The sequence below is a fragment of the Brucella lupini genome (genome assembly GCF_002252535.1).
Classification (GTDB): Bacteria; Pseudomonadota; Alphaproteobacteria; order Rhizobiales; family Rhizobiaceae; genus Brucella; species Brucella anthropi.
The window spans coordinates 1-20,828 of record NZ_NNRN01000034.1 but is presented as its reverse complement, the minus strand read 5'-3'; the positions used below and the strand labels follow the sequence as shown (position 1 = coordinate 20,828).

The following is a 20,828-nucleotide window of genomic DNA, read 5'->3' as shown; positions in this document are numbered from 1 at the left end:
AAACAGGAAAAGGAGGGCTGTATGATGTATGTGACGCGTCATGATCATCACCGTCAGCACGGCCCCGATTTTGCCCTGCATAAGTAACTTGTGCAGGGCGGAAAAAGACTGAAATCACTGTCTTGTTCTGCCTTTTCCTGAAGGCGCGGTCGTTGAACCGCTGCCGGACATTCGCCAGCACATCTATTCGTGTCACGGTTTGGAAACCGGACATTCGTGCGTGGCAGAATTGGGCTGATTGCCATGTCTCTTGTTTCTATCCAGAATCTTTCCCTGACCCTTCATGAACCTCTGTTTGCCAATCTCGATCTCGTCATAGGCGAGGGCGAGCGGCTTGGCATCGTCGCTGCCAACGGGCGCGGCAAGACCAGTCTTCTGCGTCTCCTTGTCGGGGAGGGCGATCCGACACTTGGCACCATCACGCGGTCGCGCGGGTTGAAGATCGGCTATGTCAGCCAGTATGTGCCCGAAAACCTGTTGAACCGCAGTTTCTATGAGGTCGTGCTGGATGGGCTTGACGAAGAAGAGCGCGATTATGAAAGCTGGCGCGCCGATATCGTGCTGGATGACCTCAACGTCACCGAAGAACTGCGGCAGCGCTCCATCGGGCAGTTGAGCGGCGGCTGGCAGCGGCTTGCACTTCTGGCGCGCGCTTGGGTTTCCGAACCTGATGTTCTTCTTCTCGACGAACCAACCAACCATCTGGACCTTGAAAAAGTGCGGTTGCTGGAAGACTGGCTGAATGCGCTGCCGCGTTCGGTTGCGGTGGTCGTCAGCAGTCACGACCGCGCTTTCCTTGATGCGGTTACGAAGCGAACGCTGTTTCTGCGGGCGGAAAAATCACCGGTTTTCGCCTTGCCATATAGTCAGGCGCGTGTTGCGCTCGATGAAATCGACGCGGCCGATGCCCGGCAATTTGAAAAGGACATGAAAACAGTCCAGCAGTTGCGCAAGCAGGCGGCGAAGCTCAACAATATTGGCATCAATTCGGGTAGTGATCTGCTCGTGATCAAGACCAAGCAGTTGAAAGCGCGGGCCGACAAGATCGAGGAAAGCGCCAGGGCGGGGCATGTGGAGCGCTCAGCCGGCAAGATCATACTGAGCAGTCGAGGCAGCCACGCCAAGGCGCTGGTTGTTCTCGATCAGGCCGAAATTGCCACGCCCGATAGGCGGCTTCTCTTCAAGACAGGACAGCTTTGGATCAATCCCGGCGACCGTATTGTTCTGCTGGGGGCCAATGGCATGGGCAAGACCCGGTTGCTGACGCTCGTGCGCGAGGCCATCCTTGCGCCGGATCAGGCACAAGCCGGTATCAAGGCAACGCCGTCACTGGTGCTTGGATATAGCGATCAGGCCCTGTCGGAACTTCGCTCGAACCGGACGCCATTCGAGACGATTGCAAGAAGGTTCGATATTGGCGACCAGCGGACGCGATCCTTGCTGGCCGGGGCGGGCATGACGCTTGAAATGCAGGCCAAGCCGCTGGAACGCTTGTCTGGCGGGCAGAAGGCGCGACTTGCCATGCTGGTTCTGCGACTGACCAATCCGAACTTCTATATTCTTGATGAACCAACCAATCATCTCGATATCGAAGGTCAGGAAGCGCTGGAGGTGGAACTGCTGCGCAACGAGGCGGCGAGCCTGATCGTCTCGCATGACCGCAGTTTTGTTCGCAATGTCGGCAACCGTTTCTGGATGATCGAAAGAAAAAAGCTGGTCGAAGTGGAAACTCCGGAGTTTTTCTTTGATGGAATCGGAAGCTGATTGCCCGCAACATCTTTTGGTTGTTTAACAATTTCTGCAACTTCTGGCCGGGTGTGGGCGTTCACATCCGGCCCGGACATGAAACGAAGCGTGTATAGCTTAAATCGATTAAGAGTTTGAGCGTACATTGTTTTTAGCTCTCTCGCCCTTGCAGGGGGCGGGGGACTTTGACAAAAGGTTTGCACAGTGTCGCTATAAGAGGCGGCAATCGCGGGCTTCATGTGCCGCGTCCACGCAATTCGAATTCAGGACTTTGTTCAAATGGCCAAGACCGCAGAGCAGCACCCCCACGGACTGGATCGCATTCTCACACTCGAACTGGTCCGCGTGGCCGAGCGTGCAGCGGTCGCCGCGGCGAGGCTGCGTGGCCGTGGCGACGAAATGGCTGCTGATCAGGCCGCCGTCGATGCCATGCGTCAGGAATTGAACCGTCTTCCGATCGCCGGAACGGTTGTTATCGGTGAAGGCGAGCGTGACGAAGCGCCGATGCTCTATATCGGCGAAGAAGTTGGCACCAAGCAGGGACCGGACGTCGATATCGCGCTTGATCCGCTGGAAGGCACCACGATTTGCGCCAAGAATCTGCCGAACTCGCTTGCTGTCATCGCGATCGCCGAGAAGGGCAATCTGCTTTATGCGCCTGATGTCTACATGGAAAAGATCGCTGTTGGTCCGGGCTACTCGAAGGGCGTCGTGGACCTTGATGCCAGCCCGACGGACAACATCATGTCCGTCGCCAAGGCGAAGGGCGTGAAGCCGAATGAAATCACCGCCTGCATCATGGATCGCCCGCGCCATGCCCGTTTGATCGAGGAAGTGCGGGCGACTGGCGCTGCCATCCGCCTCATCGGCGACGGGGACGTGGCCGGTGTGATGCACACGACCAACCCGGACGAAACCGGGATCGACATCTATATCGGCATTGGCGGCGCGCCTGAAGGCGTTCTGGCTGCGGCAGCGTTGCGCTGCATTGGTGGCCAGATGCAGGGCCGCCTTCAGCTCAATACCGATGAAAAGATCGCTCGTGCCGCGAAGATGGGCATTGCGGACCCCAAGAAGGTCTATTCTCTGGAAGAAATGGCCAAGGGCGACGTGCTTTTTGCCGCTACCGGCGTGACGGATGGCAACATGCTCTCCGGTGTGAAGTTTGCCCGCGACTATATCCAGACGCACACTATCGTCATGCGTTCAAGCTCGCAGACGGTGCGTGAAATCAAGGCAAGGCATCAGGATCTGTCCAAGTTCTAGGGGATTGCGCGAGAACGGTTCAGCCTAAATCTTGGCAGGATTGAGCGTAGAATAGTCAAAGGTGGCATTGCAAAAATGCCGCCTTTGTCATGTTCTCGTTATCTCAGGTTTTGGGCATAGACTGCAATGCTTTCAGAACCAGCTTTGTGATATCCGCGTGGATGTCCGCACGCGGACGGCGGGCATCGTCACTGCAAATGGGGTCTACCTCACCAGCAGATTTGAGCCGGTCTGCAGCGCCTTTCTTGCATTCGGGCAGAAAGCTGAAATGGGTTGCGCCAGCGACAGTGACATAAGTTCCCTGCGGTGTGATCGATGCCAGCTTATCGGCAACCACTCCCGTAGGGATTGTCTCAACTTCTCCAAGATTGATGAAGCTCATGGGAATTGAAATCGATGCAAGGCTTTGTGCATCGTAAGCTTGCGCGAGGCCGGGGTCGATCATTATGGCTGACGCGATGCGGCGGTCGAGATTGGATTGCTCGAAGCGGCTCTTGTCCACTGAGCGCAGATCGACTTTATCGACTTTTATCTGCTTATCATCTCGGTAGCCGACGCCGCCAGCATACCATGCGCAGTCCCACTTGCCGTAGGTGTCGCAATAACGGGCATAAGCTTCGAGATTGGCTCTTGCCCCCGCAATTTCCATTGCTGCGGCGCCGCCGAGCGAGAAGCCGAGAACGCTAATCTTGTTTTTGTCGATTATTCCGCTCCATGCGGGATCTGTAGTCATCGTATCGATTACTGCTGACAGGTCGCCTGTGCGTTGCCAGATTTTCGGCGTGTCTTGTGGGGTGGAATCACCGCTGGTCGTGCCGGGGTGATTGGGGGCCGCGACGATAATGCCTGCCTTGACTAGTTCGGTTGCAAGCCAGGCCATACCCTGAGCGCGGCCGCCGGAGCCATGCGACATGACAAGCAGTGGGAAGCTACCCTTTTCCGGTGTGGCGTCGATTACAGCCGGAGCGCCTTTGAAAATTATATTGTCCCCGATAAGGGTAGCTTTGCCATCGATTGCGGCTGGGTACCATACACTGACTTCAAGATTGCGGCCCGGTTCAGCGCCGCTGATTTTGATTTCTCGCTGGCCGACATCATGGGCCTGGCTGGGTACGGCGATAAAAAGGGTGAGAAGGGCGCTGACGATATGAAAACGAAGCATGGTTATCTCCCGTGGTTGACAGAACACGGAAAACGTCACCTGTTTTCGTGAGAGTTGCGTCCTTAATCATGATTCAGGTCGTTTCTAATCGCGATTTCGGCCATGATCGGTTGTCTGCATATTGATCGTGTGTGCTTTATGATTTTCATTCCTTTGCCATTCGTCTCCACACTTTTGCTTCTGTTACTGCTGGCCGTATTGCTGCACCGTTTCGGTTGGAACGGAGCGAACCGCCCCTTCCTTTTCGTGTTGGGATTGAGTGCCTTGCAATCCCTCATTGTAGGACTGCGCTGGGGCTATGGCGTTACAGAACTCCGCTATGTTTTACCTGTTCTGGCCAGTTGTTTGCCGGGACTGACGCTCACGAGTTTCAGAAGCCTGATCCATCGGGATGAAGCAGGCGATAACGTTCTTGGCTGGTTTCACGTGTTGCCGCCATTTGGTGTTGCTGCACTTGTATATTTTGCACCGGGTCTGATCGATCTGGCGCTAATCGGACTTTACGTTGGCTATGCATTTGCCCTGTTGTTGCTTGGGCGCTCAGGTCCAGATGCATTGGATGCGGCACGCCTGGATAGTGCGGTGGCAGCGCATCGGGCTCTTGTCATTGCTGCCGCATCGCTGTGCCTTTCTGCCTTGTTTGATCTGGTGGTGGTTCTGGATTTCCAATGGCAGAAAGGCGATTCTGCGGCTGCGATCATCGGCAATGGCAATCTATTGGGTCTGTTTCTCATCGGTCTGACAGCGTTGGTGGCAGCCCGCGCGAAAGTCGCGCCGGAACTGGATTTTGAAACAGCACCACCCGAACCAAACGCGGAAGCAGATCGCAATGTTCTGGACAAGATCGAAGCGCTCTTGACTGAGCAAAGACTTTTCCTGGATGAGAACCTGACGCTATCGCGGTTGGCGCGGCGCGCCTGCATTCCGACACGTCAAATATCGGGAGCCATCAATCGGCTGACAGGCAAGAATGTTTCCCGCTTCATCAATGACTATAGAATTGCCGAAGCTTGTCGGCGGCTTCAAAAGTCCGACACTTCTATAACGGCTGTAATGTTTGAATCCGGATTTCAGACCAAATCGAACTTCAATCGCGAGTTTCGACGGGTGACGTCGCTTAGTCCCGCTGATTGGCGAGATAAAAATCGTCTGTCTTGACCGTTTGCCGCCTTTTGTGTCTTTAGAAACTTATGACGACAGAGCGCTTTTTCCTCGGAATAAAACAATCCGCAACCGGACAGAAATGGGTAGACCGGCTTGGCCTGCGGGAGGCCAATACGGCGCTTGCCATTGCGCAGCATCACGGCATTTCCGATCTTGTTGCACGCGTGCTTGCCGGGCGGGGGGTGTCGGTAGAAAGCGCGCCGGAATTTGTCGATCCGACGCTGCGCAATCTCATGCCCGACCCGGCGACGCTCACAGATATGGAAAATGCGGCAAGCCGTATTGCCGATGCCATTCTGCGTCGCGAGACCGTGGCCATTTTTGGCGACTACGATGTCGATGGGGCGTGTTCTTCCGCCTTGATGGCGCGTTTTCTCAAACATTACGGCATTCAGCACTCCATCTATATTCCTGACCGGATTTTTGAAGGTTACGGCCCCAATCCCGATGCCATGCGCGATCTGGTCGCCAAGGGTGCGACCCTTATCGTCACAGTCGATTGTGGCACCAACAGCGCACCGTCGATTACAGCCGCCAAGCAGGCTGGAGCGGATGTCGTCGTGCTCGATCACCATCAGGTCGGCGGCGATCTGCCTGAAGATGCGGTGGCTATCGTCAATCCCAACCGGGAAGACGATATTTCGCAGCAGGGGCATCTTTGCGCCGCAGGCGTGGTCTTTCTGACATTGGCACAGGTGACCAAAATCCTGCGTGAGCGCGGCAAGGGACCAGGCCCTGATCTTCTTTCCCTGCTCGATCTGGTGGCGCTGGCAACGGTTTGCGATGTGGTGCCGTTGACCGGCGTGAACCGCGCTTTCGTCGTCAAAGGACTGGTCGTTGCTCGGTCGCAGAGCAATGTCGGCCTTGCGGCTTTGGCGCGCGTTGCCCGCATTGGCGAACCGCTCAATGTCTTTCACCTCGGCTATCTTATCGGGCCGCGCATCAATGCTGGCGGGCGTATCGGCGATGCGGGGCTTGGCGCTCGATTGCTCACGCTGGATGATCCCGCAACCGCGGATCGTATTGCCGTGGAACTTGACCGGCTCAATCAGGAGCGTCAGGCCATGGAAGCCGAGATGCTTATGGAGGCGGAAGCGGAAGCTTCGCTGGAAATATCCGGCGGTGCGGGCGCATCGGTGATCGTGACGGCAAGTGACCGCTGGCATCCCGGTATCGTCGGGTTGCTGGCCTCGCGGCTTAAGGAAAAGGCCCGGCGGCCAGCCTTTGCCATTGCTTTCAACGCCAATGGTGTCGGATCGGGTTCCGGTCGCTCGATCATGGGGCTTGATCTCGGCAAGCTGGTGCGGGGCGCGGTGGAACGCGGGCTGCTCGTCAAGGGTGGTGGCCATGCCATGGCGGCCGGTATCACCATCGAGCGCGCAAATCTCGGCGCGTTGCGGGCTTATCTTGAAGAAGAATCGGCGCATATCGTTTCGCGCCTGCGCGAAAACCAGAGCCTGTCCATCGACGGTGCGCTGGCCGCATCGGGCGCAACAGTGTCGCTCTACGAAGCCTTGCAGAAGGCTGGGCCCTATGGTTCTGCGCATCCGCAGCCTATATTGGCGCTGCCGCATCATATATTGGCCGATGTGCGTGGCGTGGGGCGCGATCATGTGCGTGTCGCGTTGCGTGGCGCGGATGGAAAGCGCGTCAATGCCATCGCCTTCCGGGCGGCGGAAGGCGATCTGGGGCGCTTCCTGTTCAACAATATAGGTCAGAGCGTCCATGTGGCAGGCAATCTGTCACTAAATCATTGGAATGGCTCGGTCACGCCTCAGATACAGATTCTGGATGCCGCTTTGCCTGTTTAAAGTTTCGGGCTCGTTTGAAGGTTCTGGGTCCATTTGAAATTTCTGGATTTTTTGTCTTCACGCTCTTGTGAGGTGTGGGGGCGAATTCCCATATGAGCACTGATTTAAACATTCAGACATGACTCTAAGTGGGAGAAACCGATGCCGGGTTCCGGAAGCCGCCTGACCAAACTGACAGCTGCAATGGTATTGGGGCTGATTGCCTCTTTTGCTGCGGTCGATTTCGCCGAGGCTCGCCGTGCGGGCGGTGGCGGTTTCGGCAGCCGTGGCGCGCGCACCTATCAGGCGCCAGCGCCGACGCGCACTGCACCTAACAATGCCGCGCCGATGGAACGTTCGATGACGCCGAATACCGGCGCGACGCAGACCAACCGTCCGGGCGCAACAGGCACGCAGAATGCTGCGCAGGCACAGCGTTCCGGCGGTATGTTCGGTAACTTCGGTCGTTCCATGCTGGGCGGTCTTCTCGTCGGTGGCCTGATCGGCATGCTGCTCGGCAACGGCCTTGGCGGTCTTGCCGGCATGTTCGGCCTGTTGTTGCAGGTTGCGGTGATCGCGCTCATTGCGATGTTTGTCATGCGTATGTTCGCAAATCGTCGCCAGCCGGCAGCGGCAGGCGCCGGTAACACAGGCGCGCAGCCTTTCGGTGCGGCAAAGACAGCAGCCCCGCAAGCTGGTTCACAGGCCGGTTTTGGTGGTCGTACGCCTTCGGTGAACCCGTTCGAGACCAAGCAGGCAGCCGCTCCGGTCACTCCCGCCGCTTCGGCGGTTGAAGATGAACCGATGGATGTCGGTCAGGAGGATCTGGATCGTTTCGAACAGATGCTTGCTGAAGTCCAGACCGCCTATGGCCGTGAGGATTATGCAGCGCTGCGCAAGCTCGCTACCCCGGAAGCCATGTCCTATCTGGCGGAAGAACTGGGCGAGATCGCTTCCAGCGGCATGCGCAACGAAGTGAAGGACGTCAAGCTTCTGCAGGGTGACGTTTCCGAAGCCTGGCGCGAAGGCGATGTCGAATACGCAACCGTTGCAATCCGCTATTCGGCGATCGACGTGATGCTGGATCGCAATACCGGCGCTGTCGTCGAAGGCAATCCGGATGAGCCGGTGGAAAGCGTTGAACTCTGGACGTTCACCCGCACGGATGGCGGTGAATGGCTTCTCGCAGCCATTCAGGGAACGGAATAACTGTTCAGTATTGAGAAAAAGCCCCGCCCTTGTGGCGGGGCTTTTTTTATTACCAGCTACCGATATTTTCGGCTGAAGCCCAAGGCTCCTGCGGCGCCAGACGGTCGCCTTTCTGGATCAGTTCGATGGAAATGCCATCGGGCGATTTGATGAAGGCCATGTGCCCGTCACGCGGCGGACGATTGATGGTGACGCCCGCATCCTGCAGCTTCTGGCAAGTGGTGTAGATGTCATCGACCATATAGGCGAGATGGCCGAAATTGCGGCCGCCCGTATAGGTCTCCGGATCCCAGTTGAAGGTGAGTTCCAGTTCCGGCGCCCGCTCTGCCTTCGCCCGATCCGTATCGGAGGGCGCAGCAAGAAAAATCAGCGTGAAGCGGCCTTTGTCATTTTCAGTGCGGCGGATTTCTTCGAGGCCGAGTTTGTTTACATAAAAATCGAGAGATTCGTCGATGTCGCGAATTCGGACCATCGTGTGCAGATAGCGCATAGTCTTTTCCTCGGCTGTTGTAATTCGGGCGGTTGACGTTCGGGAAACGCAAGGACATCGAATCCGATGTCGGAGGCCGAACGTCAAGTTATCATGGACAGAGTGACGTTCAAAAATTTTGAGCAGCAGATGTGACCGGAAATGTCCTGAACATGTCATTGCCAAATTGACGACCGGCCATATTTCAGGTGGTGGGTCAGTTTCAAACGCTGCTGTGCCGGGAAAAGTAACCATGAAGTTGTGAAGTCTGTGGTCTTCATGGGGACGGATGCAAGTTTGGGCTTGCCGCCTCCGGTTAAGGAAGTGTTATTCTTTGGACAAGAATCAGGTCGGAATCGCAACGGAAGAACAGAGGAGGGGCGAACGCATGGCGGACAAGTCTGTGTCTAATGACCAGTTTCACAGCCAGCACGCCTCGGAAGAGCTGGGCGATATCATCGAAGTCTCGGGCCATATCAAATGGTTCGACGTAGCCAAGGGCTACGGCTTCATTGTTCCAGACCAGCCGGGCCTTAATGACATTCTTCTCCATGTGACGTCACTGCGCCGCGACGGCTTCCAGACTGCTCTGGAAGGTGCACGCATCGTTTGTGAAGTTCGCAATGGCGATCGCGGCCTGCAATGTTTCCGCGTCCTGTCGATGGATACGTCTACTGCCGTTCACCCGGCGCAGATGCCGCCACAGCGCACTCATGTGACTGTTACGCCGTCGAGCGGCCTTGAGCGCGTGATCGTCAAGTGGTTCAACCGCACCAAGGGCTTCGGCTTCCTGACGCGCGGCGAGGGGACGGAAGATATTTTCATCCATATGGAAACGCTGCGTCGTTTCGGCATGATGGAGCTGCGCCCCGGTCAGGTCGTGCTTATTCGCTTCGGCGAAGGCGACAAGGGCCTGATGGCGGCTGAAATCCATCCGGATATCGGCACGGCAATCCCGGTTTCGCATTAGAGCATGTCTCCCGAAAGTGGGAGCCGGTTTCGGGGTAAAGACATGCTTAAAAACAAATGGATAGAGCGGTTCCAATGATTCCGCTTTAACCAGGACGGATCTAGGGCGCGACCGTTAAAAGCGCGCCAAATTTCTCAATTCTTGTAACAAGCAGGTGAAGGCCGCTTTGTGCGGCCTGAGCGGTCTTGTCGTCACTCTGTCCCGTTGCTAGGTTCCAAGCCTGTTTGTTTACAAGCCAGTTTGTTTATCTGAGTGGGCAGGGTATGGGCCGCATTTTTCTCGCTTTTGCATTTGTTTTCTTCGCATTCGTTGCTCAGGCCGATGAGACACAGCCGATGCGGCTGCCGGTCGACAAGGAACCGCTGACATTCATTACCTCCAATGGCAACAAGGTAAATTTTGCGCTGGAAGTGGCTGAAAGCGACGATGCGCGTGTGCGCGGCCTGATGTGGCGCACGGATTTTCCCAAGGATCGCGCCATGATCTTCGTGTTCGGAGAAATGCGCCGCGTCATGATGTGGATGCAGAATACACCGTCGCCTCTTGATATGGTTTTCCTTGATGACAAGGGACGCGTATCGGCCATTCACGAAAATGCGGTGCCATTCTCCGAAAATATCATTTCATCTGAAGTTCCGGCAGCGTATGTCGTGGAGGTTCTGGCCGGTACGGTTAAACGAACCGGCATAAAGATTGGTGACAAAGCGGTCCATCGCGTGATTTGTGGCGAATGCCGGTCGTGACGCTGCTGTAATAAAATCAAGAGGAATAATCAGGTGAGTGCCCTCGATATCGAATATTTCGAACATGACGGTTTGCGTCTGGCATATCGTCAGGACGGAGAAGGCGATCCGATCCTGCTCATTCATGGCTTTGCTTCTTCAAGTCTCGTCAACTGGGTTTCGCCCGGCTGGTTCCGCACGCTGACCGAAGCCGGATACCGCGTTATCGCCATCGATAATCGTGGGCACGGGCTTTCCGCGAAGCCCCACGACGCAGACGAATACACGCCGACAAAAATGGCGGCTGATGCCGCAGCCCTGCTCGATCATCTCGGGATCGAAAAGGCGCATGTCATGGGCTATTCCATGGGCGCACGCATCACCGCATTTCTGGCGATTGAACACGCCGAGCGCGTTCATAGCGCTGTTTTCGGCGGGCTTGGCATCGGTATGGTGACTGGCGCTGGCGACTGGGAGCCTATTGGCGAGGCGCTGCTTGCAGAAGATCCGACCACGATCACCCATCCACGTGGGCAGATGTTCCGGAAATTTGCCGACCAGACGAAGAGTGACCGTATCGCCCTTGCAGCCTGTGTGATTACCTCCAAGGAGCTGGTTCCCGCCGCTGCGATTGCACGCATTATGCAGCCTGTTCTCGTGGCCGTCGGCACGACCGATGATATTGCAGGCAGCGCGCAGGAACTCGCCGATCTTCTGCCAAATGGACAGGCCGTCGATATTCCGGACCGCGACCATATGCTGGCCGTTGGTGACAAGGTCTACAAGCAGGCGGTGTTGCAGTTTTTGAAAGAAAATCCGCTCTGACGGGAATTTGATCTTGGACAAAGAGCGCGCCGACAGGGCGCGTCAAATTCGGCTGTGTCAAGGCAAACCATTTTAAGTTATGCTGCGCGCCGAACTCGTATTGCGGCGTGGGGACTGAGCGAAAGTTCGGCTGCCGTCTCCTCCTCGCGCGGTGCAAAACTGGAGTATGCATATGTCCGTTCGCACATCAGCGAAAGCGACCCCCGGTCTGGGTCAGGTCGATCCTATCTGGCATTCCATCCGTGCCGAAGCGGAGGAAGCCGCCAAGAACGATCCCGTATTGGGCACGTTCCTCTATGCGACGATCCTCAACCAGCCGAGCCTGGAAGATGCGGTCATGCATCGTATCGCCGAGCGTCTCGGGCACGCCGATCTGAGCGCCGATATTCTGCGCCAGACCTTTGACGCGATGCTGGATGCCAATCCTGAGTGGTCGCAGATTGTCCGCGTCGATATTCAGGCGGTTTATGATCGCGATCCGGCCTATAGCCGCTTCATGGACCCTATCCTTTATCTGAAGGGTTTCCATGCGATCCAGACCCATCGTCTGGCGCATTGGCTTTACCATGAAGGCCGCAAGGATTTTGCCTATTACCTGCAAAGCCGCTCGTCATCGATCTTCCAGACCGATATTCATCCGGCCGCACGGCTTGGCAGCGGCCTTTTCCTTGATCATGCGACCGGACTTGTGGTCGGCGAAACAGCGTTGATCGAAGACAATGTTTCGATTCTTCACGGTGTCACACTCGGCGGTACGGGGAAGTCGAGCGGCGACCGTCATCCGAAAATCCGTCACGGTGTGCTGATCGGTGCTGGCGCGAAAATTCTCGGCAATATCGAAGTCGGTCATTGCTCGAAAATTGCAGCCGGTTCGGTGGTTCTGAAGCCTGTTCCGAACAATGTCACGGTAGCCGGTGTGCCGGCCCGGATCATGGGCGATACGGGTTGTGCCGAGCCTTCCCGCGTCATGGACCAGATGCTGGGCGAAGGGATTTAGGCGATACATCGTATCGTTGCAGCTTGAACAAGGCCGCTTGCTGGTTTTTTCCAGTATGCGGCCTATATTCTGTCTAAAGAGGCTATTGGACGCCAACATCCCTTGAGTCCCCGTTTATCGGGGGTTTACATAGGAAATTGCCGGGTGCAATAAACCGGCTCAATTCAATATCAGGAGAAGCCGGTTGAAACCCGAAGAACTCAAAAAACTGGACGCCTATTTCAAACGGACTTTCAATAATCCCGGCCTGCAGGTGAAGGCGCGTCCGCGCAAGAACGACTCCGCCGAGCTTTACCTCAACGACGAATTCCTGGGCCTGGTCTATAAGGACGAGGATGAAGGCGAACTCTCCTACAATTTCTCGATGGCCATTCTCGACGTCGATCTTTGATCGGTCGCGGTAATCGCGTCGCAAACGACGCTGATGCCGGGCAGGGATGTTCTTTGACGCCCTTTCCTATGGAGAGGGCGTTTTGTTGTCCAGATATGACTCCAGATATGACTAATGAGGATTCATGAAGATCATCGCTGCCACGCTGGCCCTTTCTGTCATGCTGCCATCAGTCGTCCGTGCGCAGGCTATCGAGGATGACGGAACCTGCCCGAAGCTCGCAGAGAACTTCAAAACCATCTATTTCGGATTTCCCGATATCAAGAAGGATTCCATCGAGCGGATTGCGAGCTGGAAAGCCTCTTGCGCGAGCAAGGCGCCCGTCGGCAAGGAAAATGTCGTCGCTTTATGCACCGCCCATATGACGAGCGAAGGCAGCGTTTTCTTCTGGATCAAGGCGGGCGTGGAATCAGAGCTGAGCGGTTATGAGATTTGCGATTATCCCTGAGAACGCCAAATAGTTTTGACCCTTGGGTGTCTTTATGAAATTCGGTTTTTCATTGGCCATGCTTTTGGTGGCCCTGTCCTTAGCGGCGCGCGCAGAAGTCCTCGGCACTATCGAAACCGAACAGGACGATGGCTCACGGTCGGTCATTGAGATTCTCGATGAACCGCAAAGCATCGGGAAATGCGACGGCGCTTTCGCCGCCGCAGCCTATGTCATGGACCACAACTACTCGCTTCTCGCAGGAAAAGGATGCTGGAAGCTTCTTGGGTCGGCAGAAATACTAAAGCTGGAAATCGTGCTGGCTGCCACGGAGGAGCATCTTTTGAGCGGCGTTCCGCTCAGCCAGATCAAGTTCGCTGAAGACGGTCGCTCCAAATTTCAGTATCTGGTTGGGCAATAAAGCGTGTCGCGCTTTATCAAATTTGAAAGGCACGCTTTAAGCTTTTGTTTTCAAGCATGTCTTTATCCCATCGTAGCGGGGATCAGAAATCAGTCCAGTGAACCGATTTCCCCGCGGAGGCGGTTCCCACTTTTAAGCAACATGCTTTGAGATCAGTCGATCTGTTTCGTATCGTTTCCCAGAAGATGCGCGTTCGCAAAATCGACAATCGCCTTGTCCAGTGACTTCCATTCGCCAAGCATGGAGCGGGGGAAGCGATAAAGTATCTGCAAGTCGCGGCCGAACTGGACGTCGCGCTCGCATGAATTGAAGCTTTCCGCACCGCTATCCGCAAGACATCGTGCAACGAATTCCGGCTTGCCGCTGCTCGGATCGGACAGGACCAGTTCCTCGCCCTTATAACCGCTGCTTTCCAGAAAACGGTGTACCGTCAGGTTTCCGGGGGCGGTTTCCCCGTTCGGGTCTATCAGCTCGGCATAGATGGGCAGATAGCGCCCGCTCATGTCGCGGGACATGGTTCGCTGTTCGATAGACATGAAAATGAGATGCCGCTTCGAAGTGAGAAGGTTGAAGATAGCGCGGTCGCGTTCCGTATAGCCGGTAAGCCCCGGCCAGCGGGCATAAAGATCGAGACGCCCCGTCACCCCGTCACGTCGCTGGTTCGAAAAGCGGATCATATTGGCTGGAATCGACAGGACATTGTTGCCAATGATGATTTCATAACCGTGCGTGCTGTCGGAGTGTCCGCCGCGCGCAATCAGCGGGCCAAGCAGACGCCCGCCAACATTTACGGCAACCGAAAGCAGAATCAGGACGATAACCGCCAACAGCAGCCAGCCGAAGAGGCGGCTTCCCATTTTCGAGGCGGTGTAATCTGGTGCTGTTTCCATCTGGGTGTCATGGTGATGATATTGCAAAAGAATATCGGTCTTTTATGGTTAACAGAGCGTGAAGTCGTGCTTGTATGACGGCTTGAAACGGCTTAGCGATTCAATATCGAGTTTGCTGATGGAGGAAGAACATGCCGATCTATGCATATAACGGGCACAAGCCGCTATTCGCGGACCGCAGCAGCAACTGGATCGCGCCTGATGCGACCCTGATCGGCAAGATCGTTGTGGGTGAGAATGCCGGGTTCTGGTTCGGTGCCGTATTGCGCGGCGATAATGAGCCGATCACCATTGGCGATGACACCAATGTTCAGGAACACACCATCATGCATACCGATATCGGCTTTCCGCTCACAGTCGGTGCAGGGTGTACCATCGGGCATCGGGCCATTCTTCATGGCTGCACCGTCGGCGACAACACATTGATCGGTATGGGAGCCATCGTTCTCAACGGCGCGAAGATTGGAAAAAACTGTCTGATCGGGGCAGGGGCGCTTGTGACCGAGGGCAAGGAAATACCGGACAATTCGCTGGTCGTCGGTTCTCCTGCGCGAATCCTCCGGGAACTGGACGATGCTGCGGTCGAGAAACTCAGACTTTCCGCGGAGCATTACGTCGAGAAGGCCCGGTCTTTCATGCGTGGGCTGGAGCCGGCCTGAAAATAAAAAGGACGGGGCCAGAGGGAGACTGACGGCCCGTCCTTGTTTGTTTTGTCTTTTGGTTAGTTCTTGATGCTGCCGACCAAGAGTTCGCGGTCGCTCTTGATTGAAACCCAGCTACCGGTGTTCGTGGTCGACTGGCGCTTGAGATAGGTATAGTCGGTCTTGTTCCAGGCGAGGACGCGGGTATCGAGATTGTCGAGAATGAAGTCACCGCGGTCGGTGCGAACGGTCAGAACCGCATGGCCTTCACCGTTTGGCTGACGGACCACTGTGAAAAGCAGCGTATTTGCCGGGATGCCGAGCGCCATCAGTTCACGACGCTTCAAAAGCATGTAGTCGTCGCAGTCACCGACTGTTGTCGGATATTCCCAGTATTCCTCGCGACCCCAGGCTTCCATATCGGTCATCGGCGCAATCTTTTCGTTGACGCTCGCATTGACCGCGATGATCTGTTTCCAGATTTCCGGTGTCAGCTTCAGCATATTGCTGTTGCGGCTGGTGATGTTGCATTCGGACTTGTAGCGATCGCAGAATTCGTAGTGGCCTATCGGCTGCGAAGTGCGTTCGCCGGTCGTCATCCACGGTGAATTGGAGGCGGGGCTTGCTGCCTCTGCCAGTCCGATTCCAAGCAGCATCAGGATGGCTGCGATGATTGTTTGTTTTGTCATTCTTTTGTCTCCCTGTTGGAGACCAAGATGACTTAGACAATTTGAAGGCACGCAAATTTGCGCGCGAAAATGCGAGTCAAATTCGATTAAAACTGCAAATAACGCTGAAACTTTTTGTCAACGAACGGACAAATTCAGGGCAAAATGGGCTGTTTTTGCGGCTTTTTCGTGAATGCGGGCATTTCGTGGTTTGCCATTCCGTAACCTTGACGCGCGTTCATCTTTTGGGCGGATGCTTTCAGCCGAAAAGATTGTCCAGCGTTGTGCTGGTCTGGATGGTGGCGAACTCGATTGCAAAGCCGCCTTGGAAATGACGGACGACAGTTCCCCGGATCGGTCCAAGCATGACGCCGCTCTTGATCGCGGGCTTGAACTCGCTTTCGATTGCCGCACCGGAAAGCGAAAGGTCCGCAATGCGGCACAGTCTTTGGGCGCCATCGGCAAAAGTAATGTTCTGCTGGGTCTTGCGTGGCACAACACGTTCGTGACGGCGATCTTCGGGCAGGGCAAGTTCGTGCTTGTTGGCAAGCCAGGTCAACTGTGCGGAAAGCTTATCTTTCTTCTGTTCGGAGGTCGACAGGAGAATGTGGAAGCCTTCGGATGTAACCTCGTTGGCAATGCCTTCAATCCGTCCCACGTGATCGATATAGGCGATGATCCGTTCGCCGTTACGCGGCGTTGCAATTCCGCTCATCAGGGCAGTTCCGGGCGACATACGCTTGATGATGCAGGGAAATTCGCTGCGATTTTCCAGCATGTAGCGACCGTTGAGATCGACATTCACGGCGTTGAAATTTTCCTGCCGCACATTGCTTGCAGTAGATGCCGCAGCAAATCTATTCATCAAAGCCGATCCATCTCGAAATTGGGTACTCTTATTATCCGTCACAATACAGTAGCCGTCGATAAAGAGAAATCGCGATTTCAACCCTACGTCAGGCTTTGCCGCCCTTGATGACGCGCAATTTCGGAGCGGCGTGCTCCTGTGGCTGCGTCAGGCGAACATTCGTCCATTCCCGGCCTGTTCGGGGTGCATTCACCGTGATGGCAGCCGATTTTCGGATGTCATCCGCAAGAATCAGATCGGGCGCCACCGGGTCGATGGAATTCAAATGCCCGAGGACGATTGGATCGGCTCCGACCCATGCGACGGAATCAAGCACGGCGATGCTGCCAAGCAGGCTGATCTGCCCGTTTGGCGCCTCCAGCGGGGCGAGAAACATTTCCAGCCCGAGGCTTCGCCCGGACATGCTGATTCCCACATGCGACACGAGGGCAGGGACTTCCAGGCTATTTACATTTTCCGACAGTTCGCCAAGGGCTGCCCGGTCTCGCTCGGACCAGAGCGAGAGAAACCGTGTGTTCTTCAGTTCCCGACCGAAAAGGGTGCAGATGCGTGTTCCCGCCAGACGAAACGACAGGTCGCCGTCTTTTTCAGCCTCAAGGAAGAAGAGGTCGGACAGATGGCGCCCGAGCTTGCGCGGCTCGATCTGTTCGCGCATCGGCGTGCGAAAGAAACCGCTTTCAGTGCGGGCCAAGCGCTGCCATTCGGCGAAAATCGCGATCGTACTGCGGTGTTTCATCATGCGCCGTTGATTTGTCCGTTGCACGCGGAGGCTGGCTCCGCTGTTGAACGCATTAAAATAGTATTAACGGCGAGGATGCCAGTTTAACCCTTTCTTCATCCACCGGGCTCGTTCGTTAAGGTTAATAATAAGTAATGGTTGCACGGCACTGAAAGACGCGCTTTGATAGGGCATCAGACGAAGCCTTTGACTTGGTTGGCGTTTTTCTGAGCTCCAGATTTAATTTCGCGAAAGATTTCTGTTCGCGTGAAGGCCGACCGGGAACCTCCGTCGGCCTTTATTTTTAACAAATTCTGCCCTATCAACATGCATCGACCAGACGCAAAAGGCTCCTTCGGTCCAATTGCGGTGCTTCGCATAAAATAGAAAGCAGCAGTTCATGAGCGTTCCCCAGCCGGAAATGAACGGCAGTAACCGCCGGTCGGGCGGTAGTGAGCCGATGTTCAATATTCCGGGCGTTGTTCTCGCTCTGATTGGCCTCTGCGCCGCAGTCTATATTTATCAGAACTACCTCATCAGCGAGCAGCAGAACTATGAATTCATGCTGAACTTCGCGCTCATTCCGGCGCGGTTCTCGCTGGCGGACGGGTTCACCGATCCCGCCGCACTTTTTACGCTCATCAGCTATTCCTTCATGCATGGCGGCTTCGCCCATATTGCCGTCAACATGATTTGGCTTGCGGCTTTCGGTTCCCCGTTGGCCGGGCGCATCGGTACCGGACGAATGATCGTTTTCTGGATATTCACTTCGGTGATTGCCGGGTTGACCCATTACGCGATCTATCCGGACAGCGTTTCGCCACTGGTGGGCGCATCGGGCGCGATTTCGGGAATGATGGGTGCAGCGGCGCGTTACGGTTTTCGTCGCATCGGCCATGGACGCAGATCGGAATTCGCAGGCCCCGTTCTTCCGGTGGGGCTGACCCTGACGCTGAAGCCCGTCCTGACTTTTGTGGGTGTCTGGTTCCTGATCAACATTATTACCGGTCTTTATTCGACTGGCGGGGCGGACCTTTCCAGCATTGCCTGGGAAGCGCATATTGGCGGCTTCATTGCCGGCTTCTTCGGTATTTCACTGATGGACCGACCACGCAGCTATGATGCCGTGCTGAGGCGATAGGGTTCTGCACTCTTTTGGCTTTGACAAAGCCTTCTCCCCATTTGATGCCACTTGCTAATCGGACGATCGAAGCGCACCATCATGGAACGTGGTGGGAGGAGCTGCGTTCTGCTTCATATGGCGTTTGAACGCCAGAAGCAGCGAGTGCTAAATCTTGGAGGGACTTTGGCATGACCGTAAGATCGATTCTCGAGACAAAGGGCAGGGATGTAGTGGTTATCGCACCTGCCGATACACTATCCCATGCTGTCGCCATGTTGAACAAATACAAGATCGGCGCTCTGGTGGTGTGCGACGAGGCCGGTCGAATCAAGGGAATCCTGTCAGAGCGCGATGTGGTGCGTGCTGTTGCCGCTCAAGAAACCAAGGCCATGAGCATGCCGGTCACCGAGGTCATGACGGCAAAAGTGCAGGTTTGTCGCGAACATCACACGATCAATCAGGTGATGGAAATCATGACACGAAGCCGATTCCGCCATATGCCGGTGGAAGAGCATGGCAAGCTCGTGGGAATTATTTCGATTGGTGACGTTGTGAAGCGGCGCATCGAAGATGTTGAGCGCGAGGCGGAAGATATTCGCACCTATATCGCCACTGCCTGAGAGCATTTCCAGCGAAAGTGCGAAGCGGTTTCGCGTAGGATAATGCGTACAAACAAAGAGATAGAGCGGTTCCACGCTTCTGTTTGAGCTGGAACCGCTCCGGGTCATCGCGATTCGATATCTGTATCTCCCGGCAGGGCAACCGGCCGGGAGGCATTTCATTGAAGAGTCATACTCGAATCAACGTGCGCGCAGATATCGCTCAGCAGCATAAAGCGAGATTGCAGCCGCATTCGATACGTTGAGCGACTTGATTTCGCCCGGCATGTCGAGGCGGGCAAGCGCGGTGACTGTTTCGCGCGTCTTTTGACGCAGGCCTTTGCCTTCTGCACCCAGTACCAGGGCGATTCGTCCGCCGGACAAGGTGGCTTCCATTTCCTGTGGCCCTTCCGAATCAAGGCCGATAGTCTGGAAGCCGAGGCTGTGCAGTTCTTCAATCGCTTCGGCCAGATTGCGCACTTCGATATGAGAGATCATTTCGAGTGCACCGGAGGCGGCCTTTGCCAGAACGCCGGTTTCCTGCGGGCTGTGACGGCTTGTCGTAATCAGCGAGCCAGCACCGAAGGCGACGGCTGAACGCATGATAGCGCCGACATTGTGCGGATCCGTCACCTGATCGAGAACGAGAAGCAGCGGGCTGTCCTTCAGTTCGGACAGTTTACGGGCGCGCAGCGGTTCAGCTTCTATCATGACGCCCTGATGGACGGCCTCGGAACCCGTTTCCTTGTCGATATCGCGCGGATCAACGATTTCGACAGGGAAGGGGAGAGATTCAGCCTCCCCGATCTCAAGTCGGGCGAATCCGTTTCGCGTCGCGCGCATGCGCAATATCTTGCGTTCCGGGTTTTCCACGGCGGCGCGGACTGTATGCAGGCCATAAAGCCGTACGGTTCCCTCAGTCACGGCGTCTGCCGAAATGGAAGGACGCTGCGGTTTGCGCGGTGATTTGCCTTCGGTCACGGCCTTCTGGTCGCGATGCTGGCGGCGCAGGCGCGCATAATGAGAATCTTTTGGGGTGCGGGGCGAGTTTTGATCGGTCATGGCGTGCTTATAACTCTTTAGGTGAGCGGAAGATAGCGACTTCACCTGTGATTGCTATCAGGCTGTTCTGATTGCAAAATAATCTCTGATAGCTGGAAAATCCTGAGAAATGCGGGCGTTTGAGCCTATGGAACAGGAGCGTGGAAGAGGATCTTTCCACGACGTTGTGGACGGACATGCATTCTTTTCGCTTTTACCCTGTTGACAGGGGATAAGCTTATCGTCATAAGGCCCCTCGCGGATCGACGGCTGGCCCAACAGTCAGCCAGAAGCCCCGCGGAAATGCCTAGTCGCTCGACTCTGCTGATAGTGATATCTGGAGGGATGCCCGAGTGGTTAAAGGGGACGGACTGTAAATCCGTTGGCTATGCCTACGTTGGTTCAAATCCAACTCCCTCCACCACTGTCGGATCAGAGTTAAGAGTGCGCGGGTATAGCTCAATGGTAGAGCAGCAGCCTTCCAAGCTGAATACGCGGGTTCGATTCCCGCTACCCGCTCCAAATTTTTCAGAGCGGTTTGGCGTGTAAGGAATCATCGACGGGCGGTTCGCCGTTCCGTTTTGGCATAAATGCTGGCCCGGAAGCCAAAAGGCTTTTGTGCTGGCGCTTGAGCGGTTCTAGAACAAAGAGAACAACGGCGATGGCAAAGAGCAAATTCGAACGTACGAAGCCCCACGTTAACATCGGCACGATTGGTCAC

General features: G+C 55.6%; 22 protein-coding genes and 2 tRNA genes. 17 read left to right on the top strand and 7 right to left on the bottom strand.

Going from position 1 to position 20,828, the window contains the following annotated elements; all coding sequences use genetic code 11:
• The first annotated feature begins 243 nt into the window (after positions 1-243).
• Together CES86_RS05110 and glpX are read left to right on the top strand one after the other, a co-directional pair.
• A complete protein-coding gene (locus CES86_RS05110; RefSeq protein WP_029928869.1) occupies positions 244-1,764 on the top strand; it encodes an ABC-F family ATP-binding cassette domain-containing protein in 1,521 nt (506 codons plus the stop codon).
• A 261-nt stretch (positions 1,765-2,025) separates the two neighbouring features.
• On the top strand, positions 2,026-3,012 hold the full coding sequence (gene glpX / locus CES86_RS05105) for a class II fructose-bisphosphatase (protein ID WP_010659880.1): 987 nt from the start codon (positions 2,026-2,028) through the stop codon (positions 3,010-3,012).
• Between the two features lie 103 nt (positions 3,013-3,115).
• On the opposite strand, the gene CES86_RS05100 is transcribed toward glpX, so the two are convergent.
• Positions 3,116-4,174 carry an alpha/beta hydrolase family protein gene (locus CES86_RS05100; RefSeq protein ID WP_029928868.1) on the bottom strand — a complete coding sequence of 353 codons (1,059 nt, stop codon included), beginning with the start codon at positions 4,172-4,174 and terminating at the stop codon, positions 3,116-3,118.
• Positions 4,175-4,312: 138 nt separating this feature from the next.
• Here CES86_RS05100 and CES86_RS05095 point away from each other — a divergent pair, with 138 nt between their 5' ends.
• The 3 genes from CES86_RS05095 (at position 4,313) to CES86_RS05085 (ending at position 8,337) form a co-directional block, all read left to right on the top strand.
• On the top strand, positions 4,313-5,332 hold the full coding sequence (locus tag CES86_RS05095) for a helix-turn-helix domain-containing protein (RefSeq protein WP_010659882.1): 1,020 nt from the start codon (positions 4,313-4,315) through the stop codon (positions 5,330-5,332).
• Between the two features lie 32 nt (positions 5,333-5,364).
• Positions 5,365-7,149, top strand: a complete 1,785-nt coding sequence (recJ, locus tag CES86_RS05090; RefSeq protein ID WP_029928866.1) for a single-stranded-DNA-specific exonuclease RecJ — start codon at positions 5,365-5,367, stop codon at positions 7,147-7,149.
• A 141-nt stretch (positions 7,150-7,290) separates the two neighbouring features.
• On the top strand, positions 7,291-8,337 hold the full coding sequence (locus CES86_RS05085) for a Tim44 domain-containing protein (protein WP_010659884.1): 1,047 nt from the start codon (positions 7,291-7,293) through the stop codon (positions 8,335-8,337).
• 49 nt (positions 8,338-8,386) lie between these two features.
• On the opposite strand, the gene CES86_RS05080 is transcribed toward CES86_RS05085, so the two are convergent.
• Positions 8,387-8,827 carry a VOC family protein gene (locus CES86_RS05080; protein WP_010659885.1) on the bottom strand — a complete coding sequence of 147 codons (441 nt, stop codon included), beginning with the start codon at positions 8,825-8,827 and terminating at the stop codon, positions 8,387-8,389.
• Positions 8,828-9,194: 367 nt separating this feature from the next.
• Here CES86_RS05080 and CES86_RS05075 point away from each other — a divergent pair, with 367 nt between their 5' ends.
• From CES86_RS05075 to CES86_RS05045, 7 genes are all read left to right on the top strand, one after another.
• Complete coding sequence (locus tag CES86_RS05075) at positions 9,195-9,776, top strand: cold-shock protein (RefSeq protein WP_010659886.1); 582 nt, start codon at positions 9,195-9,197, stop codon at positions 9,774-9,776.
• A gap of 263 nt (positions 9,777-10,039) precedes the next feature.
• The gene (locus tag CES86_RS05070) at positions 10,040-10,519 is read left to right on the top strand and encodes a DUF192 domain-containing protein (RefSeq protein ID WP_029928863.1); all 480 of its coding nucleotides are present in this window, start codon (positions 10,040-10,042) and stop codon (positions 10,517-10,519) included.
• 33 nt (positions 10,520-10,552) lie between these two features.
• Positions 10,553-11,323: an alpha/beta fold hydrolase gene (locus CES86_RS05065; protein WP_043063106.1), complete on the top strand. Its 771-nt coding sequence runs from the start codon at positions 10,553-10,555 to the stop codon at positions 11,321-11,323.
• A gap of 172 nt (positions 11,324-11,495) precedes the next feature.
• On the top strand, positions 11,496-12,320 hold the full coding sequence (gene cysE, locus CES86_RS05060) for a serine O-acetyltransferase (RefSeq protein WP_010659889.1): 825 nt from the start codon (positions 11,496-11,498) through the stop codon (positions 12,318-12,320).
• Between the two features lie 184 nt (positions 12,321-12,504).
• Complete coding sequence (locus CES86_RS05055) at positions 12,505-12,711, top strand: DUF3126 family protein (protein ID WP_010659890.1); 207 nt, start codon at positions 12,505-12,507, stop codon at positions 12,709-12,711.
• A gap of 124 nt (positions 12,712-12,835) precedes the next feature.
• On the top strand, positions 12,836-13,159 hold the full coding sequence (locus tag CES86_RS05050; RefSeq protein WP_012091896.1) for a hypothetical protein: 324 nt from the start codon (positions 12,836-12,838) through the stop codon (positions 13,157-13,159).
• Between the two features lie 34 nt (positions 13,160-13,193).
• Positions 13,194-13,559 (top strand): hypothetical protein, encoded by a 366-nt coding sequence (locus CES86_RS05045; protein WP_029928859.1) that lies wholly within the window; start codon positions 13,194-13,196, stop codon positions 13,557-13,559.
• A 152-nt stretch (positions 13,560-13,711) separates the two neighbouring features.
• Here CES86_RS05045 and CES86_RS05040 read toward each other — a convergent pair whose 3' ends face one another.
• Positions 13,712-14,449 carry a hypothetical protein gene (locus CES86_RS05040; RefSeq protein WP_029928857.1) on the bottom strand — a complete coding sequence of 246 codons (738 nt, stop codon included), beginning with the start codon at positions 14,447-14,449 and terminating at the stop codon, positions 13,712-13,714.
• A 131-nt stretch (positions 14,450-14,580) separates the two neighbouring features.
• Between CES86_RS05040 and CES86_RS05035 the strand changes: the two genes are divergently transcribed.
• Complete coding sequence (locus CES86_RS05035) at positions 14,581-15,108, top strand: gamma carbonic anhydrase family protein (protein WP_029928855.1); 528 nt, start codon at positions 14,581-14,583, stop codon at positions 15,106-15,108.
• Between the two features lie 62 nt (positions 15,109-15,170).
• On the opposite strand, the gene CES86_RS05030 is transcribed toward CES86_RS05035, so the two are convergent.
• The 3 genes from CES86_RS05030 to CES86_RS05020 all read right to left on the bottom strand — a co-directional run bounded on the left by CES86_RS05030 (position 15,171) and on the right by CES86_RS05020 (position 17,362).
• Positions 15,171-15,779 (bottom strand): transglutaminase-like cysteine peptidase, encoded by a 609-nt coding sequence (locus CES86_RS05030; protein ID WP_010659895.1) that lies wholly within the window; start codon positions 15,777-15,779, stop codon positions 15,171-15,173.
• A gap of 238 nt (positions 15,780-16,017) precedes the next feature.
• Entirely contained in the window at positions 16,018-16,623 is a 606-nt protein-coding gene (locus CES86_RS05025) for a PilZ domain-containing protein (RefSeq protein WP_010659896.1), read from the bottom strand.
• Between the two features lie 91 nt (positions 16,624-16,714).
• On the bottom strand, positions 16,715-17,362 hold the full coding sequence (locus tag CES86_RS05020) for a PAS domain-containing protein (protein ID WP_029928851.1): 648 nt from the start codon (positions 17,360-17,362) through the stop codon (positions 16,715-16,717).
• A gap of 382 nt (positions 17,363-17,744) precedes the next feature.
• Between CES86_RS05020 and CES86_RS05015 the strand changes: the two genes are divergently transcribed.
• Positions 17,745-18,485 carry a rhomboid family intramembrane serine protease gene (locus CES86_RS05015; RefSeq protein ID WP_029928849.1) on the top strand — a complete coding sequence of 247 codons (741 nt, stop codon included), beginning with the start codon at positions 17,745-17,747 and terminating at the stop codon, positions 18,483-18,485.
• A gap of 170 nt (positions 18,486-18,655) precedes the next feature.
• Positions 18,656-19,087, top strand: a complete 432-nt coding sequence (locus tag CES86_RS05010; protein ID WP_010659899.1) for a CBS domain-containing protein — start codon at positions 18,656-18,658, stop codon at positions 19,085-19,087.
• 180 nt (positions 19,088-19,267) lie between these two features.
• On the opposite strand, the gene rlmB is transcribed toward CES86_RS05010, so the two are convergent.
• Positions 19,268-20,128, bottom strand: coding sequence for a 23S rRNA (guanosine(2251)-2'-O)-methyltransferase RlmB (gene rlmB, locus CES86_RS05005; RefSeq protein WP_094513798.1), 861 nt, complete (start codon positions 20,126-20,128; stop codon positions 19,268-19,270).
• 318 nt (positions 20,129-20,446) lie between these two features.
• Here rlmB and CES86_RS05000 point away from each other — a divergent pair.
• Positions 20,447-20,531, top strand: a tRNA-Tyr gene (locus CES86_RS05000).
• 24 nt (positions 20,532-20,555) lie between these two features.
• A tRNA-Gly gene (locus tag CES86_RS04995) sits at positions 20,556-20,629 on the top strand.
• Positions 20,630-20,828: the final 199 nt, after the last annotated feature.

What these genes read in the sequence shown, in the direction of transcription:
- CES86_RS05110 (WP_029928869.1), top strand. Translation starts at nt 244, where the DNA reads ATGTCTCTTGTTTCTATCCAGAATCTTTCCCTGACCCTTCATGAACCT.
- glpX (WP_010659880.1), top strand. Translation starts at nt 2,026, where the DNA reads ATGGCCAAGACCGCAGAGCAGCACCCCCACGGACTGGATCGCATTCTC.
- CES86_RS05100 (WP_029928868.1), bottom strand. Translation starts at nt 4,174, where the DNA reads ATGCTTCGTTTTCATATCGTCAGCGCCCTTCTCACCCTTTTTATCGCC.
- CES86_RS05095 (WP_010659882.1), top strand. Translation starts at nt 4,313, where the DNA reads ATGATTTTCATTCCTTTGCCATTCGTCTCCACACTTTTGCTTCTGTTA.
- recJ (WP_029928866.1), top strand. Translation starts at nt 5,365, where the DNA reads ATGACGACAGAGCGCTTTTTCCTCGGAATAAAACAATCCGCAACCGGA.
- CES86_RS05085 (WP_010659884.1), top strand. Translation starts at nt 7,291, where the DNA reads ATGCCGGGTTCCGGAAGCCGCCTGACCAAACTGACAGCTGCAATGGTA.
- CES86_RS05080 (WP_010659885.1), bottom strand. Translation starts at nt 8,827, where the DNA reads ATGCGCTATCTGCACACGATGGTCCGAATTCGCGACATCGACGAATCT.
- CES86_RS05075 (WP_010659886.1), top strand. Translation starts at nt 9,195, where the DNA reads ATGGCGGACAAGTCTGTGTCTAATGACCAGTTTCACAGCCAGCACGCC.
- CES86_RS05070 (WP_029928863.1), top strand. Translation starts at nt 10,040, where the DNA reads ATGGGCCGCATTTTTCTCGCTTTTGCATTTGTTTTCTTCGCATTCGTT.
- cysE (WP_010659889.1), top strand. Translation starts at nt 11,496, where the DNA reads ATGTCCGTTCGCACATCAGCGAAAGCGACCCCCGGTCTGGGTCAGGTC.
- CES86_RS05050 (WP_012091896.1), top strand. Translation starts at nt 12,836, where the DNA reads ATGAAGATCATCGCTGCCACGCTGGCCCTTTCTGTCATGCTGCCATCA.
- CES86_RS05045 (WP_029928859.1), top strand. Translation starts at nt 13,194, where the DNA reads ATGAAATTCGGTTTTTCATTGGCCATGCTTTTGGTGGCCCTGTCCTTA.
- CES86_RS05040 (WP_029928857.1), bottom strand. Translation starts at nt 14,449, where the DNA reads ATGGAAACAGCACCAGATTACACCGCCTCGAAAATGGGAAGCCGCCTC.
- CES86_RS05035 (WP_029928855.1), top strand. Translation starts at nt 14,581, where the DNA reads ATGCCGATCTATGCATATAACGGGCACAAGCCGCTATTCGCGGACCGC.
- CES86_RS05030 (WP_010659895.1), bottom strand. Translation starts at nt 15,779, where the DNA reads ATGACAAAACAAACAATCATCGCAGCCATCCTGATGCTGCTTGGAATC.
- CES86_RS05025 (WP_010659896.1), bottom strand. Translation starts at nt 16,623, where the DNA reads ATGAATAGATTTGCTGCGGCATCTACTGCAAGCAATGTGCGGCAGGAA.
- CES86_RS05020 (WP_029928851.1), bottom strand. Translation starts at nt 17,362, where the DNA reads ATGAAACACCGCAGTACGATCGCGATTTTCGCCGAATGGCAGCGCTTG.
- CES86_RS05015 (WP_029928849.1), top strand. Translation starts at nt 17,745, where the DNA reads ATGAGCGTTCCCCAGCCGGAAATGAACGGCAGTAACCGCCGGTCGGGC.
- CES86_RS05010 (WP_010659899.1), top strand. Translation starts at nt 18,656, where the DNA reads ATGACCGTAAGATCGATTCTCGAGACAAAGGGCAGGGATGTAGTGGTT.
- rlmB (WP_094513798.1), bottom strand. Translation starts at nt 20,128, where the DNA reads ATGACCGATCAAAACTCGCCCCGCACCCCAAAAGATTCTCATTATGCG.